Annotated in this window: 9 protein-coding genes and 1 pseudogene; 7 read left to right on the forward strand and 3 right to left on the reverse strand. The window is 35.8% G+C overall.

The features are described from left to right. Positions 1-158: 158 nt before the first annotated feature. The 4 genes and pseudogenes from bafA (ACFINS_RS03560) (at position 159) to ndk (ending at position 6,838) form a co-directional block, all read left to right on the forward strand. Positions 159-2,723: a BafA family autotransporter gene (gene bafA, locus ACFINS_RS03560; protein ID WP_375611249.1), complete on the forward strand. Its 2,565-nt coding sequence runs from the start codon at positions 159-161 to the stop codon at positions 2,721-2,723. A 323-nt stretch (positions 2,724-3,046) separates the two neighbouring features. After that, a pseudogene (locus ACFINS_RS03565) lies at positions 3,047-3,272 on the forward strand (hypothetical protein); the annotation flags it as partial. Between the two features lie 286 nt (positions 3,273-3,558). Next, positions 3,559-6,147, forward strand: coding sequence for a BafA family autotransporter (gene bafA, locus ACFINS_RS03570; RefSeq protein WP_375705905.1), 2,589 nt, complete (start codon positions 3,559-3,561; stop codon positions 6,145-6,147). Between the two features lie 268 nt (positions 6,148-6,415). Then, entirely contained in the window at positions 6,416-6,838 is a 423-nt protein-coding gene (gene ndk / locus ACFINS_RS03575) for a nucleoside-diphosphate kinase (RefSeq protein ID WP_375612918.1), read from the forward strand. Positions 6,839-7,173: 335 nt separating this feature from the next. On the opposite strand, the gene pgsA is transcribed toward ndk, so the two are convergent. From pgsA to ACFINS_RS03590, 3 genes are all read right to left on the reverse strand, one after another. Continuing rightward, positions 7,174-7,755, reverse strand: a complete 582-nt coding sequence (gene pgsA, locus ACFINS_RS03580) for a CDP-diacylglycerol--glycerol-3-phosphate 3-phosphatidyltransferase (RefSeq protein ID WP_273723320.1) — start codon at positions 7,753-7,755, stop codon at positions 7,174-7,176. A 72-nt stretch (positions 7,756-7,827) separates the two neighbouring features. Continuing rightward, positions 7,828-9,807 carry an excinuclease ABC subunit UvrC gene (uvrC, locus tag ACFINS_RS03585; protein WP_375638105.1) on the reverse strand — a complete coding sequence of 660 codons (1,980 nt, stop codon included), beginning with the start codon at positions 9,805-9,807 and terminating at the stop codon, positions 7,828-7,830. A gap of 399 nt (positions 9,808-10,206) precedes the next feature. Then, positions 10,207-11,070 carry a 23S rRNA (adenine(2030)-N(6))-methyltransferase RlmJ gene (locus tag ACFINS_RS03590; protein WP_375700761.1) on the reverse strand — a complete coding sequence of 288 codons (864 nt, stop codon included), beginning with the start codon at positions 11,068-11,070 and terminating at the stop codon, positions 10,207-10,209. Between the two features lie 1,644 nt (positions 11,071-12,714). Here ACFINS_RS03590 and tatA point away from each other — a divergent pair. From tatA to tatC, 3 genes are read left to right on the forward strand one after another with little or no spacing between them, the layout of a single operon-like run. Beyond that, positions 12,715-13,017, forward strand: a complete 303-nt coding sequence (tatA, locus tag ACFINS_RS03595; RefSeq protein ID WP_375611300.1) for a twin-arginine translocase TatA/TatE family subunit — start codon at positions 12,715-12,717, stop codon at positions 13,015-13,017. A gap of 55 nt (positions 13,018-13,072) precedes the next feature. Continuing rightward, positions 13,073-13,513: a twin-arginine translocase subunit TatB gene (locus ACFINS_RS03600; RefSeq protein ID WP_375611254.1), complete on the forward strand. Its 441-nt coding sequence runs from the start codon at positions 13,073-13,075 to the stop codon at positions 13,511-13,513. Next, positions 13,510-14,292, forward strand: a complete 783-nt coding sequence (tatC, locus tag ACFINS_RS03605; RefSeq protein WP_375611255.1) for a twin-arginine translocase subunit TatC — start codon at positions 13,510-13,512, stop codon at positions 14,290-14,292. The genes ACFINS_RS03600 and tatC overlap by 4 nt, the downstream gene beginning before the upstream one ends. Positions 14,293-14,353 lie beyond the last annotated feature (61 nt).

Genomic DNA, 14,353 nt, shown 5'->3' on the forward strand with positions numbered 1-14,353 from the left:
TATATTCTTGATCAAAAAAGTATTAAAAAAACTGTAAAGAACGGTTTTTTATGAAATAAGGAGGATTTTTAAGAAGGATTGTTGCAATCTAAGGTTGAAAATATGTTTTGTAGAGCTAATTACGTTCAGTGTCTATGCAGGCGTGAAGGGGGGAGGATATGGCTCTACAATATAAATGGAAACGACATTGTTGGATACTCATGTTGAGCAGCTGTTTTGTGCAAGCTGCTGCTGCAAATGAGGGAAGAGCAGCACTTTTTTGTCAATCTTCAAGTTATGAAAATGATAAGGTATTTCACGATCAATACAATGAGGATATGAAAACAGGCAGATGCATACTTGGAGCCTCTCATGATGTCATGATAAGAACGCGCAATGAATTAGACTTTTTGAAAAAGCCTAGCGATTTTATCATGGATAAGGGTGCTAGAGTGTTTGCGAGTCAACAGGAGCTTGACAGCAGTCATCGTGACAATGCTGGATATAATGCACAAGAACAAAATACTGCGTTTCTTAAAAAGCCTGAACTTATTTCCATTAAAGATGGGGCAATATTAGAAAATTATATCCTTGATAATGAAGGTAAAGCATACATTTCAAATGATGGTGAGATTGATAGTCCAGGGCGATCCATTAATAACACTGTAAGGAATGGTGCAGAGCTTTATGTGTATGCAGGAGGACTCAGTGAGAATAGTAAAATTGAACATGGTGGAATTGAAAATGTTCAGGCTTTAAAGGGAAAACAAGGTTTTTCGAAAAATGCTGTTGTTAAAGAAGGCGGGCACCAAAGTGTTGGAAATGGAGGGAAAGTAGAGGGGACTAAAATTTATGGCGGTGAGCAGCTTGTTTTCGGCGAGGGGGATATTGGAGGAGAGATTAAAGGCAGTAGTGCTTCTCATACTATCATTTATGGTCAAGATGAAACACTAGGCCAACAAAAAGTATATGATGGCGGAAAAGTTTGGAATACAAAAGTTATGCAAGGGGGTGTCCAAGAGGTTGGACAAAAGTCTCAAAGTGCAAAAAATGGTGGTTTTGCATTTGACACAGAAGTTTTTGGTGGTGGTAAACAACGTATCTTAAAAGGCGGTCAGGCTATTGGAGTCACTTTAAATGAGAGTGCTATTCAGGAAATATATACTGATGGATCTGTAAAAAATCTAACAATGAATGATCAAACAAAATCATGGGTGTATGCTGGAGCAACATTAGAAGGCAAGACACAGGTAAACCATTCTGGGCAGATCCATCTTTATGCTGGAAATGATCAACAACGCACCACAGTAGAAGATATTATTTTAAATGGAAAAGATACAAAACTATACTCTATTACTGATGAGTTTGATGGAAAAAGTTCTTTGATACAAAAATTAAGTGGTGAAGGGAGTGTTATTTTTTCGTTTACAGGTTCTGATCCATATTATTCTCAGCTTCATGTGAATAATCTTTCAGGAAATTTACATTTCGCGTTCAATACTACGATTGCCCATAACCGTGGTGATTATCTCTTGGTTGAGAAAGGCGCTGGGAAACATACAATAAGTGTTGCTGATTCTGGAGTTGAAATCACGGATCCTTTTTCAAATAAGCGTGATTTAATTACGGATCAAAGTGGTGGAGCGCATTTTACGCTGACAGATCTTAAGGGTGAAAAAATTAACGCCATTGATGGTGGAACTTATATGTATGATTTGAAAGAAAGAAAGGATGAAAATGGAAAAGTTTGGTTTTTATCGGCAGACCGCCTCAATGGACCAGAACCTTCTATACCAGATCCGACAAATCCTTTTTTTCCTGGAGAAACATCAACAACCCCCTCTACAGATGCAGTGTTAACGTTGTCCGTAGTTCCTGGGCTTATTTTTAATAATGAGTTGCAAATTATACGGAATGGTAGAAAAATTTGGGACAGAAATAAGAAGGATATCGAACTATGGACTTATGGGATTAAGAGCAGAGAACGTGTTGCGACAGGCCATACACACTTTAAGCTTGGGCAGACAGGTTTAGTCTTTGGTGCTGATCAGTTGAGTGAATTAAGGCATGGAGAGTTGTATGTTGGTGGTTTCGGGAGTTATGATCAAGTACGTATTTCTCATGCACGAGGTGGTGATAGTGATCTGAGCTCTTATAGCATTGGAACTTACGCAACTTATTTTGATCATCGTGGATGGTATATGGATGGTGTTTTGAAATATAATTATTACCAGGATGATTTGAAAGCCATCTCAACGAATGGTTTAGCCATTCAAAGTCATTACAATCAGTGGGCGATAGGTGGATCATTTGAGATTGGCTGTTATTTTGAACCGGCACAGAATACTTGGATGCAGCCTTATATCAAGCTAACAGGTTTGCAGGTTGAAGGTAAAAGAATAAAACTTTCCAATGGAATGATAGGTGATCTAAGCCCGTTAACTTCATTCCGCAGTGAAGTTGGATTGACTGCAGGACATGAATTTTTTGTGAGTTCAGAAACTTCATTAACAGCTTACATTATGGCAGCTTGGTTGCGTGAGAATATAAATAATAATTATACGACAATTAATAACCAGTATAAATTTATTACAGATTTATCAGGCAGTGCGGGTAAATTGGGAATTGGTTTAAACGGTTCGGTCAATGATAAACTAACACTTTATGCGGAAGCACATTATCTAAAAGGACATAAGATTAAGAATGCTCTTCAAGGTATTTTAGGATTACGCTATAGTTTCTAAATATGTGTGCATGGCTGATTAACTTTACAAATGTAATTGTTTTGCAAACTTAAACAGATAACGTTCGGCTATGTCTTCTCGAGAGTTTAAGGACTTTCTCAAATAGTAGAAATGTCTTTATACTCTCTCTTTTAAAGGCAACATACTGAATTTATAATAATAATTCATTTTTATGCATGTTGAATGAGAGTCGCGAAAATCATAGGATTCTCTCATTCCAAATCTGTTTATGTTGAATCAATCAAAACCATTTTCTTGCACGTCACAAGCAGGCAAGCCTGCGTGGATAAAAATTGTACAAGAAAGAACTAAAAATACCTCTTATTAAACTGCCTCAAGTACCAAAGGGTGTCGCGTTGCAACATTTTAGGGCTGGAAAAGTGTGTGATGGTACCGGTTTGCTTACGCCATAAGCGTATGGGGGTTCAATGGCTTTACCGGTATACCATTCATGGATGACGTCGCGAAATGGGCTTGGGTGCGTTGAGAGATATCTCTTTAAAACAAGTGTGTGAATGTACAACCCAATGGCGTTTTGTTTTACGTGAAGAGGGGCCCCATTAAAGGGCACGAGCATTTTTTTCATCTATAATTCCAGATATGCAAATTATTCCTTGAATTTAAGTGAACATTTTGAATTTTATTCAATTTTTCTGCCTTAAGTTAGAGTTTTTTAGTGGCTCATAGATAAACAACTTAAAGTTGCTTAAATTAAAAAAATACACTAAAAAATTGTATTTAGACATAAATAAAACACATTATGATACAATCTAAAACGAGCTACCTATGTAGCCGCGGGGTATTTTTCTAAATAATTGAGAGTGGAGTGTGGATAATGCGGTATAGATACAAATTAAGTTTTTCAGTATTGATGATCAGTAGTTGTCTTGTGCAATCTGCAAGTGCAGTTGAGAGTAGGAATAGAGTGCTAACAAGAGCAACACATGTGGTAAATAGAGAAGAGGAAGAAAAAAAAATAGCACTGATGTCTAATTTTTTTCGCAATAATACTATTCTCAAAGATGGTGATGTAGAGCTTGTTGATAATGGAAAATCCTCCGTAGGATCTAATATTAAAAAAGGTGGGATGCAGATAGTTGTACGCGGAGGAACTGCAATTAATGCTGAAGTTAGAGGTGGTAAGCAGTTTATTCATGAAGAGCCCAATATTGATCTTACACGCGTGTTGAGACGGAGTAGTGCATATAATTCCACAGTTACTGGTGTAGATGGAGCAATAGGGCAGCAGAATGTGTATGATGGGGGAGGTGCTTGGTATGCGAAAGTGGGAAATGATGGAGAACAAAATATTTATGCGGGGCAAAGAAAGGAAGGGGGGAGAGCAATGTTTACAGAAGTTTCTGGGAATGGGAGACAGCATGTCTTAGCACTAGGGGAGTCTGTGAAAACTACTTTGAAGGATCAAGCTATTCAAGTTGTATATCCTATGGGATTTGTAGATACTTTAACAATTACCGATTTTGCTAAATCGTGGTTCCATGTTGGTGTACAAGAAGTCGTTGGAGAAGTAAGGATCAATGGTGGCGGAGAACTTTATTTATTCGCTGGCGATAGGACAAATCATATAACTAAGAAAAAAATTCCTATAGAAGAGAGCGTGGATGAGATAATATTTGAGGTTGGTGAACGGAAGATAGGAGAAAAACCACAGATTAAAATTAAAGATTTAGGGGGGCAGGGTGGGACTGTTATTTTTTCTTCTATTCCGTATGATCCACGTCATATTTCACTTTATGTTGAGAGACTTTCAGGGGATTTACATTTTCGATTCAATATTAGCGCTACGTGGGATGCGAGTGATTATTTGTTGATTGGTGAGGGCTCAGGGAATCACAAAATAAATATTGCAGATTCTGGACGTGAAATTACAGGTCCTCTCTCACAAAGGAATAGTTTGGTTACTGAGCTTCCGTTAATTACCGATAGAAGCCACAATGGCGGAGCTAATTTTACTCTGGCAGATCTTTTGGGCAAGGACATTACAGCTGTTGATGGTGGAACCTATCAGTATCGCTTAGTGAAGAGAGGAAGATGTGCTGATTCTAGTGGTAGTGCTACAATTTGGTATTTAAGTAGAGCTTCTGGAGATACGGAAGGTTCTAATTCTGAAGTAGAGTGTGTGAATAAGAAAGCGAAGATTCCTCTTGCATTGTCTGCTGATACGGGTATACAGTCTGATCAAGGGGCTTCTTCTGAAGGAAAAAATACCGGTCCTCGTCCACTTACTAAAAAACAGCCATCTAAACCACGACCTCCACGTCATTTAAGAGGGGCACAGAATGTCTCTAGTGTTTCTGTATCTCCCTCTCAAGAAAATCAGACTCTTGTAGCGTTTCCTCTATCAGGTCTTCATCCTTTTTCTGATGAAAAACAACAAACTGCTGTTTCAACCTCTTCTCAATCTTTAGCCGATCAAATGACTTTGCGTCCAGTTCATAAAGAACAACCTTTTCCACAATTGAGTGAGAAACTTTCAGTTTCTCACTTTTTGACCACTCCCTCTACAGATGCGGTATTGTCTATGTCTGTGGCTCCAGTGATGGTTTTTCACAATGAAATGCAAACCGTACGTGCGGGAAGAGGAGTTCTAGATAAAAGTAAAAAGAATGCAGCTTTATGGACTTATGCGATTAAATCTAAAGAGAGCATTGCGACAGAGCATATAGATTTTAAACTGGATCAGACCGGTATCGTTTTGGGGATCAATGGTTTAGGCGAGTGGGAAAATGGAGAGTTTTATATAGGTGGTTTTGGCAGTTATGATCGTGCCCGTGTTGCGCATGCACGGGGGGGTAACAGTGGAATCAATACTTATGGTATTGGCGCTTATGTCACTTATTTTGATCATAGTGGATGGTATCTCGATGGTATTTTAAAATACAATCATTATCAAAATACTCTAAAAGCCGTATCAACGAATGGTTTAGAGATTGAAGGAACATATACTCAAAGGGCATTGGGAACTTCCTTTGAAGCTGGTTATCGACTTAAGACGTCAAAGAACAGTTGGTTGCAGCCTTATGGACAATTTACATGGTTGCGTATTGAGGGTAAAGAAATCAAATTATCGAATGGCATGACAGGTGACATGCGTCCATTTACTTCATTACGCAGTGAGGTTGGCTTATCTTTAGGATATGAATTTGGTTTTCACATGGATTCCTCATCGCTTGCGTATATTACAGCAGCATGGTTGCGTGAGAATAAAGATGACAATCAAACGTTAATTAATCAACGGCATTCATTTACCACGGACTTATCAGGGAATGCAGGTAAATTAGGAATAGGTTTAAGCAGTTTAGTGAGTGAGAAGTTAAAGTTATATGGTGAGGCCCATTATATTAAAGGGCGTAAAACAAAACAGTCCTTTCAGGGTATTTTAGGTGTACGCTATAGTTTCTAACGACATGGTTATTTTTTGATTGATTTCAATGATAATTTTGATAGGAAGCATTTAAGATTATGAAAGAAGATTCAATATTTATTGAGATTCTGTAGCGTATCTTTATGATGGGATGAGCAATTGCAGGTATTTTTATTAAAGTTTTCTTTATAATTTATTCTATGTTTTTGAGAATTTGTGTAGATTTTTGCAGAGTCACTTGGCAAAGGGCTCCTTGCTCGCTATAGAAATGGCTAGAGAATATTATAAATGAAATAAAGGTGGTTAAATGGCTTTAGAGCGTACTTTTTCGATGATTAAACCAGACGCAACCCGTCGTAATTTGACTGGCGCAATTACTAAAATGCTTGAGGATGCGGAGCTACGTGTTATTGCGTCTAAACGTGTCTGGATGAGCAAACGTGAGGCTGAAAAATTTTATGCTGTTCATAAAGAACGTCCTTTTTTTAGTGAATTGGTTGAATTCATGTCTTCTGGTCCAACCGTTGTACAAGTTTTGGAAGGTGAAAATGCAATAGCTAAAAACCGTGAAGTAATGGGGGCTACGAATCCTAGTGATGCAGAAGAAGGGACAATTCGTAAGGTTCATGCTTTATCGATTGGTGAAAATTCTGTCCATGGATCCGATAGTGCTGAAACGGCAAAAACAGAAATCGCCTTTTGGTTTCCTGAGGTAGAAATTGTTGGTTAATAAAGCGTTTATAATAATAAAGCGTATATAAGAAGCAAAAATCCGAAACACTATATTTCGGTTTTTTGCTTATGAGATTATAGATTTTTTTGAAAGCATATGGAGCATTAATCGTTTTTTTTAGCTTTTAATATTGCAGCTGCTTTTACGAAAATATAAAGGCTATTTACTCTTTTCTGAAGAGTTTTTATCTACACGCTACCCTTACTTGTAATGTGCAAAAAAGCATTTTATTGATCTATCATTAATAGATTTAAAATAAATCAATCTTATGCTATTCTCATCTCTTATTTAAGTACAAAAAGATAAATCATCATTATAAAATTCCATACTATTCATAGGATAACGTGTTTTAAACCTGCACGAAAATAATCCCACCCTGTCCACAATGTAAGGAGGGCAGAAATCCACAGCATAGTAATGCCAAACTCTACTGTGTAAGGGAAAATTTTATTACCGGCTGGTCCAGCTAAAAGAAATACAATAGCGATCATCTGTACAAAAGTTTTCCATTTTGCAAGACGAGAGACAGGAACACTAACTTTTAACTCCGCCAAATATTCACGTAATCCTGATACAAGAATTTCTCTGCAAAGAATGATAATAGCTGCCCATAGAGTCCACCCAGCGATGGTACTGTCTGCGGCAAGCAAGAGCAAACAAGCAGAGACGAGAAGTTTATCGGCAATTGGATCTAACATGCGACCAATATTGGATGTTTGTTCCCAAATACGAGCAAGGTAACCGTCAAGAAAGTCAGTAATGGATGCAACGATAAAAATGGAAACAGCAATCCAGCGAGTGATATCACTTGATTGTAGTCGCCCTTCTAAAAAAAAGCATGCAACAACCATTGGGACTGCAACAATTCGTGCATAAGTTAAAATATTTGGAAAAGAAAAAGTATGATTTTTCATGGAGCCATTTTTAATTCTTGTGAAAGAGAATATATTTCCTAAACGTAACAAGGCGAAGGTAATGAAACAAGCCTATTTTTCATGAAAATGGTTATAAATTTTTTGTGCAATTGTCATAGAGATTCCCGTAACTTTTTTTAAATCTTCAAATGAGGCACTAGCAACAGCTTTGGCACTTCCAAAATGATGAAGCAATGCACGCTTTCTTGTCGGACCGATATTTTCGATTTCATCAAGTGGGTTTTTGAATGTTGCTTTTTTTCGTTTTATCCTATGAGTTCCAATCGCAAAACGGTGTGCTTCATCACGCAGACGTTGCAAAAAATAGAGGATAGGATCACGTGGAGGAAGTGTAAAGGGGGGAATACCTTTTATAAAAAATCGTTCACGTCCCGCATGACGGTCAACACCTTTGGCGATTCCAACAACTGTGAAGAGATCATTTAATTGTAATTCAGCAAGTATTGCATGTACGCTGTTGATTTGTCCTTCACCACCATCGATTAAGATAAGGTCAGGCCAAATGGGAAAAAGATCATCATCTTTTATGTTATGACTTCTATTTGGCAGATCATGCTCTTTGATAAGGCGTGAAAATCTTCGTTTAATCACTTCTTTCATCATGCCAAAATCATCGCCAGGCGTGATATCTGTTGAGCGAATGTTGAATTTTCGATATTGATTTTTAATAAATCCCATTTGACCAGCAACAATCATAGCCCCTACAGCATTTGTTCCCATGATATGAGAATTGTCATAGACTTCTATCCGGTGTGGAGGAAAAGGTAGTTGGAATGTTTTAGCAAGACCTTGAAGCAATTTTGTATGGGTGGCTGTTTCAGAAAGCTTATGTTCAAGTGCTTCATGAGCATTGAGATAGGCACGATTAACAAGAGTTTTCCGTTCACCTTGTTTGGGTAAAGAGAGGGATACTTTGTGGTTTGCTTTGAGACTAAATGCTTCTGTAAGAAGTGCCTTTTCTTCAATTTCTTCAGATAAAAGGATGCTTTTGGGAAGTGGTTTATCATCGTAAAATTGGGCAAGAAAACTCGCTAAAATTTCAGTGCGGGAAAAAGAGGGATCTGCTTTAGGAAAATAGGCACGGTTTCCCCAATTTTGCCCCATGCGAAAAAAGAACACTTGAATACAGGTCATTCCTTCTTTTTGCGCAATTGCAAATACATCCGCTTCTTTTATCGTTTGAGGATTAATACCTTGATGGCTTTGTATGTGAGAAAGGGCTGATAAGCGGTCACGATAGGAAGCTGCTTGTTCAAAATCAAGATTTTCTGCGGCTTTATGCATAGCTTGAACCATATCGCTTTTAATAGATTGATCTTTTCCCGAAAGGAACGCTTTTGCTCCTTTCACCAGTTCTTTATAATCACTGTCACTAATTTCATGAGTACAAGGTGCAGAACATCGCTTAATTTGATAAAGCAAACAGGGGCGTGTACGGTTTTCAAAAACTGAATCAGTACAGGTTCGTAATAAAAAGGCGCGTTGTAAAACATGAACTGTTTGTGTCACTGCACCAGCAGAAGCAAAAGGACCAAAATAGTGAGCTTTTCGTGTTCGAGCACCACGATGTTTGTAAAGTGCAGGCACTCGATGATCATCTGTAATCATAATATAAGGGAAACTTTTATCATCACGCAGGAGTACATTAAAATGTGGATGCAATCTTTTGATGAGATTGGCTTCTAAAAGGAGTGCTTCTGTTTCTGTATGGGTGACGATAAATTCCATATGATATGTTGCACGAATCATGCGGGTAATACGATTATTGTGTCCTTGTTCACGTGTATAGTTTGAAACACGTTTTTTGAGATTACGGGCTTTGCCAACATAAAGAATATCACCATTTTCACCAATCATCCGGTAAACCCCTGGCTTATGCGGAAGGTGTCTAACAAACTCTTGTATGAATTTGATACCTTGGAACTGATTTTTCTCATTGCTTTGATTGGCATTATGCCATGTAACATTAGAGAGAAAAGAAAGTTTTTCCCGTTCATTTTGCGGACAATTTGTATTATTTTTCAGGACCATTCCGTTTGTTACGAATATGTTGTTTGTTTAATATATGAAATATTCTTTTTTATTAAATAATGATTATTTATGTCTTTATAATTTTTTTCTATAAATAATATCTTATAACATAAGAGTATGATTTTAGAGAGCCGATCTTTCATAAAAAATATGAGAGTTGTTATTCTAAGACAGCTTTATGAATTTGCCCAATTTATCCATTAAAATGATTGAAATAAGAAATCCATGATGATTAAGAGGATAGACTTTCTAAAAGGAAAAAAATTAATTCACGCTGATCGTTATTAGCTTACCATTATAATATGTTGGTATTATCCAAAGAATCAAAGAACTTTATCATTTAATGCCTTTGTATTTTACAACATGATATTTGATTTAGAAAAAATATCAGAGAAAGATCTAACATAACAGATGTTCTTTTTGAAGCCACTTATGCGTTATTTGGGCATTTTCATCTTGTCCCAGACGGTTGATAAGAAAGGGGCTGAGTTTTTTCATTTCTTCTTCCAAAAGGTAGGGAGGGTTAATAATAATCATACCACTTCCATTCATTGTCGGTAGACTTGAACTTTTTCGGATACGCATTTCAAGCTGTAGAATCTTAGGAATTCCGGTTTGATAAAGCGCGTGAAGAAAACTTTCAATTTCTTTGTCATATTTAACAGGATACCATAAAGCGTAGATTCCTCCAGAAAAGCGACGATAGGCTTTCGTTAATCCATCAATAAGGCGGGAAAACTCTCCAGTTTTTTCAAAGGGAGGGTCAACAAGGATAAACCCACGTTTTTCTTTTGGTGGTACATGAGCATTTAAGGAAAGCCAACCATCTAAATGCAGAACTTTTGTTTGATAATCTCCTGCAAAGTTTTTTGCTAAAATATGATAATCTTCATTGTGCAATTCTATTGCGGTGAGGCGATCTTGTTTCCGTAATAATTGACGAATAAGAACAGGAGATCCAGGATAAAATACAATTTCTTTTTCCCCTTTATTGAGGGCATCAATGATATCACACCATGGACAAAGGAGTGTTCTTAAATCTTCTGGGATAGGAGTTGAAAAAAGTCGTTGGACACCTTCGCGACACTCTCCTGTTTTATGTGCTTCTAAAGAAGAAAGGTCATAAATACCGATTCCAGCATGCGTATCTATAACGCGAAAAGCTTTTTCTTTGCGTTTGAGATATTCTACAATGCGAGTGACAATAATGTGTTTAAAAACATCAGCAAAATTGCCAGCATGATAAATATGCCGATAATTCATGGAGTAAACTCTATCATATGTATAACTGTACCGGATTATTAGCATAGAATAATAGAATTGATATCCATAAAAATACTCTTGTAGAAATCAAACAATACCCTCACTCCCAAATTATACACTACAGAAAAAATATTAATGTCATTGGAGCATTTATTCACAAGGCTATTTTTATATTATGAGATTAATCGTTAAAATTTTAAATTTTTTATATGAAAGATAGACAAGAAGAGATCAAACATTTCAATAGAGATATTTATGTTGTAAGAGAAATTTTTTATGATCGCGGACTCTTCTAGGAAGACTATAAAAAACACTCAATTAACGAGAATATTAGTGAAGTTTGTTGAAAATTGAAGGGTATCTTTCAAATTCATTCATCAATTTGCTTGTTTAAAGATTAAAGAATTTCAAATGCTTGATAAAAACATTGTTACATTTATAAGTTTTTTAGCAAGCGTAAAATTATGGATAGAGCAATAAAGTGCTGGTGTTATAGTGATAGATTTTTGTAAAAGTGTGAATGAATTTCATTGCTTTAAGCGGAGCCAAAGCTTTACATTATACACGCTAAATAGCTAGGTTATTGTGTATGATGCTAAAATAAAACTTTTGAAAATTGATATGTGCTCTGCAAGCTATCTCAATCAAAATGAGGAATTTTAAACTAAAGTAAATAGGTTTATCTATCTCTAACACTGTATTATCGAGCGGCTTTATGAGGTAATCTTATAAAAAAGGCTAGGATAAGAAATTCTTTTTATATGGATTATGCTTCGATACCATGCTTTTGATTGAATGTAATTTTCTATTCATGCCCATTCTGTTTTCAATACTGAGATAGGTTAAACACATGATATTATGAGAACGCATGCCCAGAATCCGGAGACTTGTAATAGTTAGAGCATACAGTGGCTTAGAGAGCTGGTTATATGGAGGTATTTTACTGAATAAAGGCACAAGCTGGTACCTTTTTTATTTTTTAGCAGTATTGCCATACCTCTTGGCACTTGAGTTGGTTCATAAAGTGCATTTTTACTCTTTCCGCTAATAGTTTTTATTTACACGCCAGATATTTAATTGAATACGATGATGGCTCATATTTCGTATTGTATATGGAATAATGGATGATAAAATTTCCACCCCAACGCAAAGAGTAAATGTTGTGCGTAAGATGATCGTTTTTGAAGAGACTGATGATGTGTTAAGAAAGTTTTTTAGAGATTTTTCTTTCTGATTTTTTTAATTGAATACGTAAAATGTTTTACAGCATGTTATGATTTTTATCAGTAAAGGATAATTTGGCGGAAATGTTTGTAATGATACGTACAACATTGTTTAAAAGGAAAGACATTGGCTATAGTATTTACAGGAAGATGAGTAACCTAAGAGATCAGATGAAGTTATTTTAGAAAAGTTTTTAAGTGTTTTGAACTTTGTATGAAGTGGTTTATCATTTTTGAATGGTTTGTGTTATAATACGCTAAAAAAGGATGAGAGGATAAAAAGTTCTTTTTGCAATAAAAGCGTGTAATTGCTTTTAAGTTAAGAAGAAAATATATAAGTAAGATATTATATTTGATACATTCTTCAGGGGAAGCATGGATAAATGAAATCAAATTTAAAAGCATAAAGTTAGAGAGAATAATGGGTAATATTTTTTCACCAACGCATTTAATTATAATTTTATTGATTATCTTTGTGCTTTTCGGTCGCGGTAAAATTTCTGAATTAATGGGCGATGTTGCTAAAGGAATTAAAGCCTTCAAAAAAAATATGAAAGAAGAAGATGACGGCATTGAGGATAAAGTTGAAATGGCTCCTACTTCCCAAATGATTGATGTAGAATCTCAACAATCTCAGCCGTTATCGGTAAAACATGCAACAGCACGCAGAAAGGTTTCTTCTGTTTCTAAAAAAAGCAAAACATCTGTTGCTAAAAAACAGTAACAAAAACGCAATCATCATTGTGCAATATTTTTTGATGAGAAAGTCGAATTAAGAGATGTTTGGGATTGACGGACCAGAGTTTATCGTAATCTTACTTGTTCTCATCATTGTCGTTGGACCAAAAGATTTACCTAAAATATTAAAGACAGTAGCAAAGATAAGAGCGTATGTGTATTCAACAGCAAATGAACTTCGTCATCAGTTTGATGATGTAATAAAACAAATCGAGCGCGATGATTTGCAAAAAGTATGTTCGGATATTAGCGATTCAAGCAAGAAGTTGGCAGAAACTTTTGATCCCACTCAAAATATATTAGAGGATATCCACGATAATTGGGATGTTAAGGAAACACATCATAAATCAAAAAAAGATAAAGAAATTTTGGAATGTGATCAAAAGGTAATCAAGAAAGATATGACAGTTTCTATAGCTTCTCATCATTCTGAAAACATTTTTGTTTCTCCTAAAGATAAAGAAAAAGAAGATATGTCATGAATGTAAAAAAAAATGAAGTTGATGCTAATATGGCTCCACTTTTAGAACATTTAATTGAACTTCGTCAGCGAATTATTTCTGCCTTGGTTGCATTTATGATCGCTTTTATGATGTGTTTTCTTGTTAAAGATTATATCTTAAATTTTTTACTATGGCCATATCAGTGGGCAATGAAAATAGCAGGGGGTAACCCTGAGGGTATTCGTTTGCAATCAACGCAAGTATGGGAAACTTTTTTAACGAAGATGAAGCTTTCTGCTTTTGGGGGAATTATTTTATCTTTTCCCTATACGGCTTTTCAGTTTTATAGTTTTATTGCACCAGGGCTTTATAAAAATGAGCGGATGGCTTTTTTACCATTTCTCATTGGGGGGCCTATTTTATTTTGTATTGGGGGAGCGTTTGTTTATGGTCTATTAGCGCCAATAATACTATGGTTTAGCCTTTCTCAACAATTTCTTCCAGATGTTCATTTAAAAATAGAGTTTATAGTGCGTATTTCTGATTATTTGGGCTTTATGACATCATTTATCCTAATTTTTGGTTTGATTTTTCAATTACCTCTTGTCATCAGTCTTTTAACAAAAATTGGATTTTTAACGTCTCATGATTTGGTGTCTAAACGAAAATGGGCTATTTTGCTCTCTTTTATCATTGCGGCAATCATAACGCCGTCGGATTTTTTTACGATGTTTGCAGTGGCTTTACCAACAATAGCACTTTACGAGATTTCAATTTTAATTGCTTACAGTATAGAAAAGAGAAGAAAATCCGCTTAAGAAAAGTGTATAATCTTATGCGATAAGGAATGAATAAAAACAATATAAATGAGGACTTTTT

Source organism: Bartonella sp. AA2SXKL (genome assembly GCF_042197205.1).
Taxonomy (GTDB): domain Bacteria; phylum Pseudomonadota; class Alphaproteobacteria; order Rhizobiales; family Rhizobiaceae; genus Bartonella.

What these genes read in the sequence shown, in the direction of transcription:
- bafA (WP_375611249.1), top strand. Translation starts at nt 159, where the DNA reads ATGGCTCTACAATATAAATGGAAACGACATTGTTGGATACTCATGTTG.
- bafA (WP_375705905.1), top strand. Translation starts at nt 3,559, where the DNA reads ATGCGGTATAGATACAAATTAAGTTTTTCAGTATTGATGATCAGTAGT.
- ndk (WP_375612918.1), top strand. Translation starts at nt 6,416, where the DNA reads ATGGCTTTAGAGCGTACTTTTTCGATGATTAAACCAGACGCAACCCGT.
- pgsA (WP_273723320.1), bottom strand. Translation starts at nt 7,755, where the DNA reads ATGAAAAATCATACTTTTTCTTTTCCAAATATTTTAACTTATGCACGA.
- uvrC (WP_375638105.1), bottom strand. Translation starts at nt 9,807, where the DNA reads ATGGTCCTGAAAAATAATACAAATTGTCCGCAAAATGAACGGGAAAAA.
- ACFINS_RS03590 (WP_375700761.1), bottom strand. Translation starts at nt 11,070, where the DNA reads ATGAATTATCGGCATATTTATCATGCTGGCAATTTTGCTGATGTTTTT.
- tatA (WP_375611300.1), top strand. Translation starts at nt 12,715, where the DNA reads ATGGGTAATATTTTTTCACCAACGCATTTAATTATAATTTTATTGATT.
- ACFINS_RS03600 (WP_375611254.1), top strand. Translation starts at nt 13,073, where the DNA reads ATGTTTGGGATTGACGGACCAGAGTTTATCGTAATCTTACTTGTTCTC.
- tatC (WP_375611255.1), top strand. Translation starts at nt 13,510, where the DNA reads ATGAATGTAAAAAAAAATGAAGTTGATGCTAATATGGCTCCACTTTTA.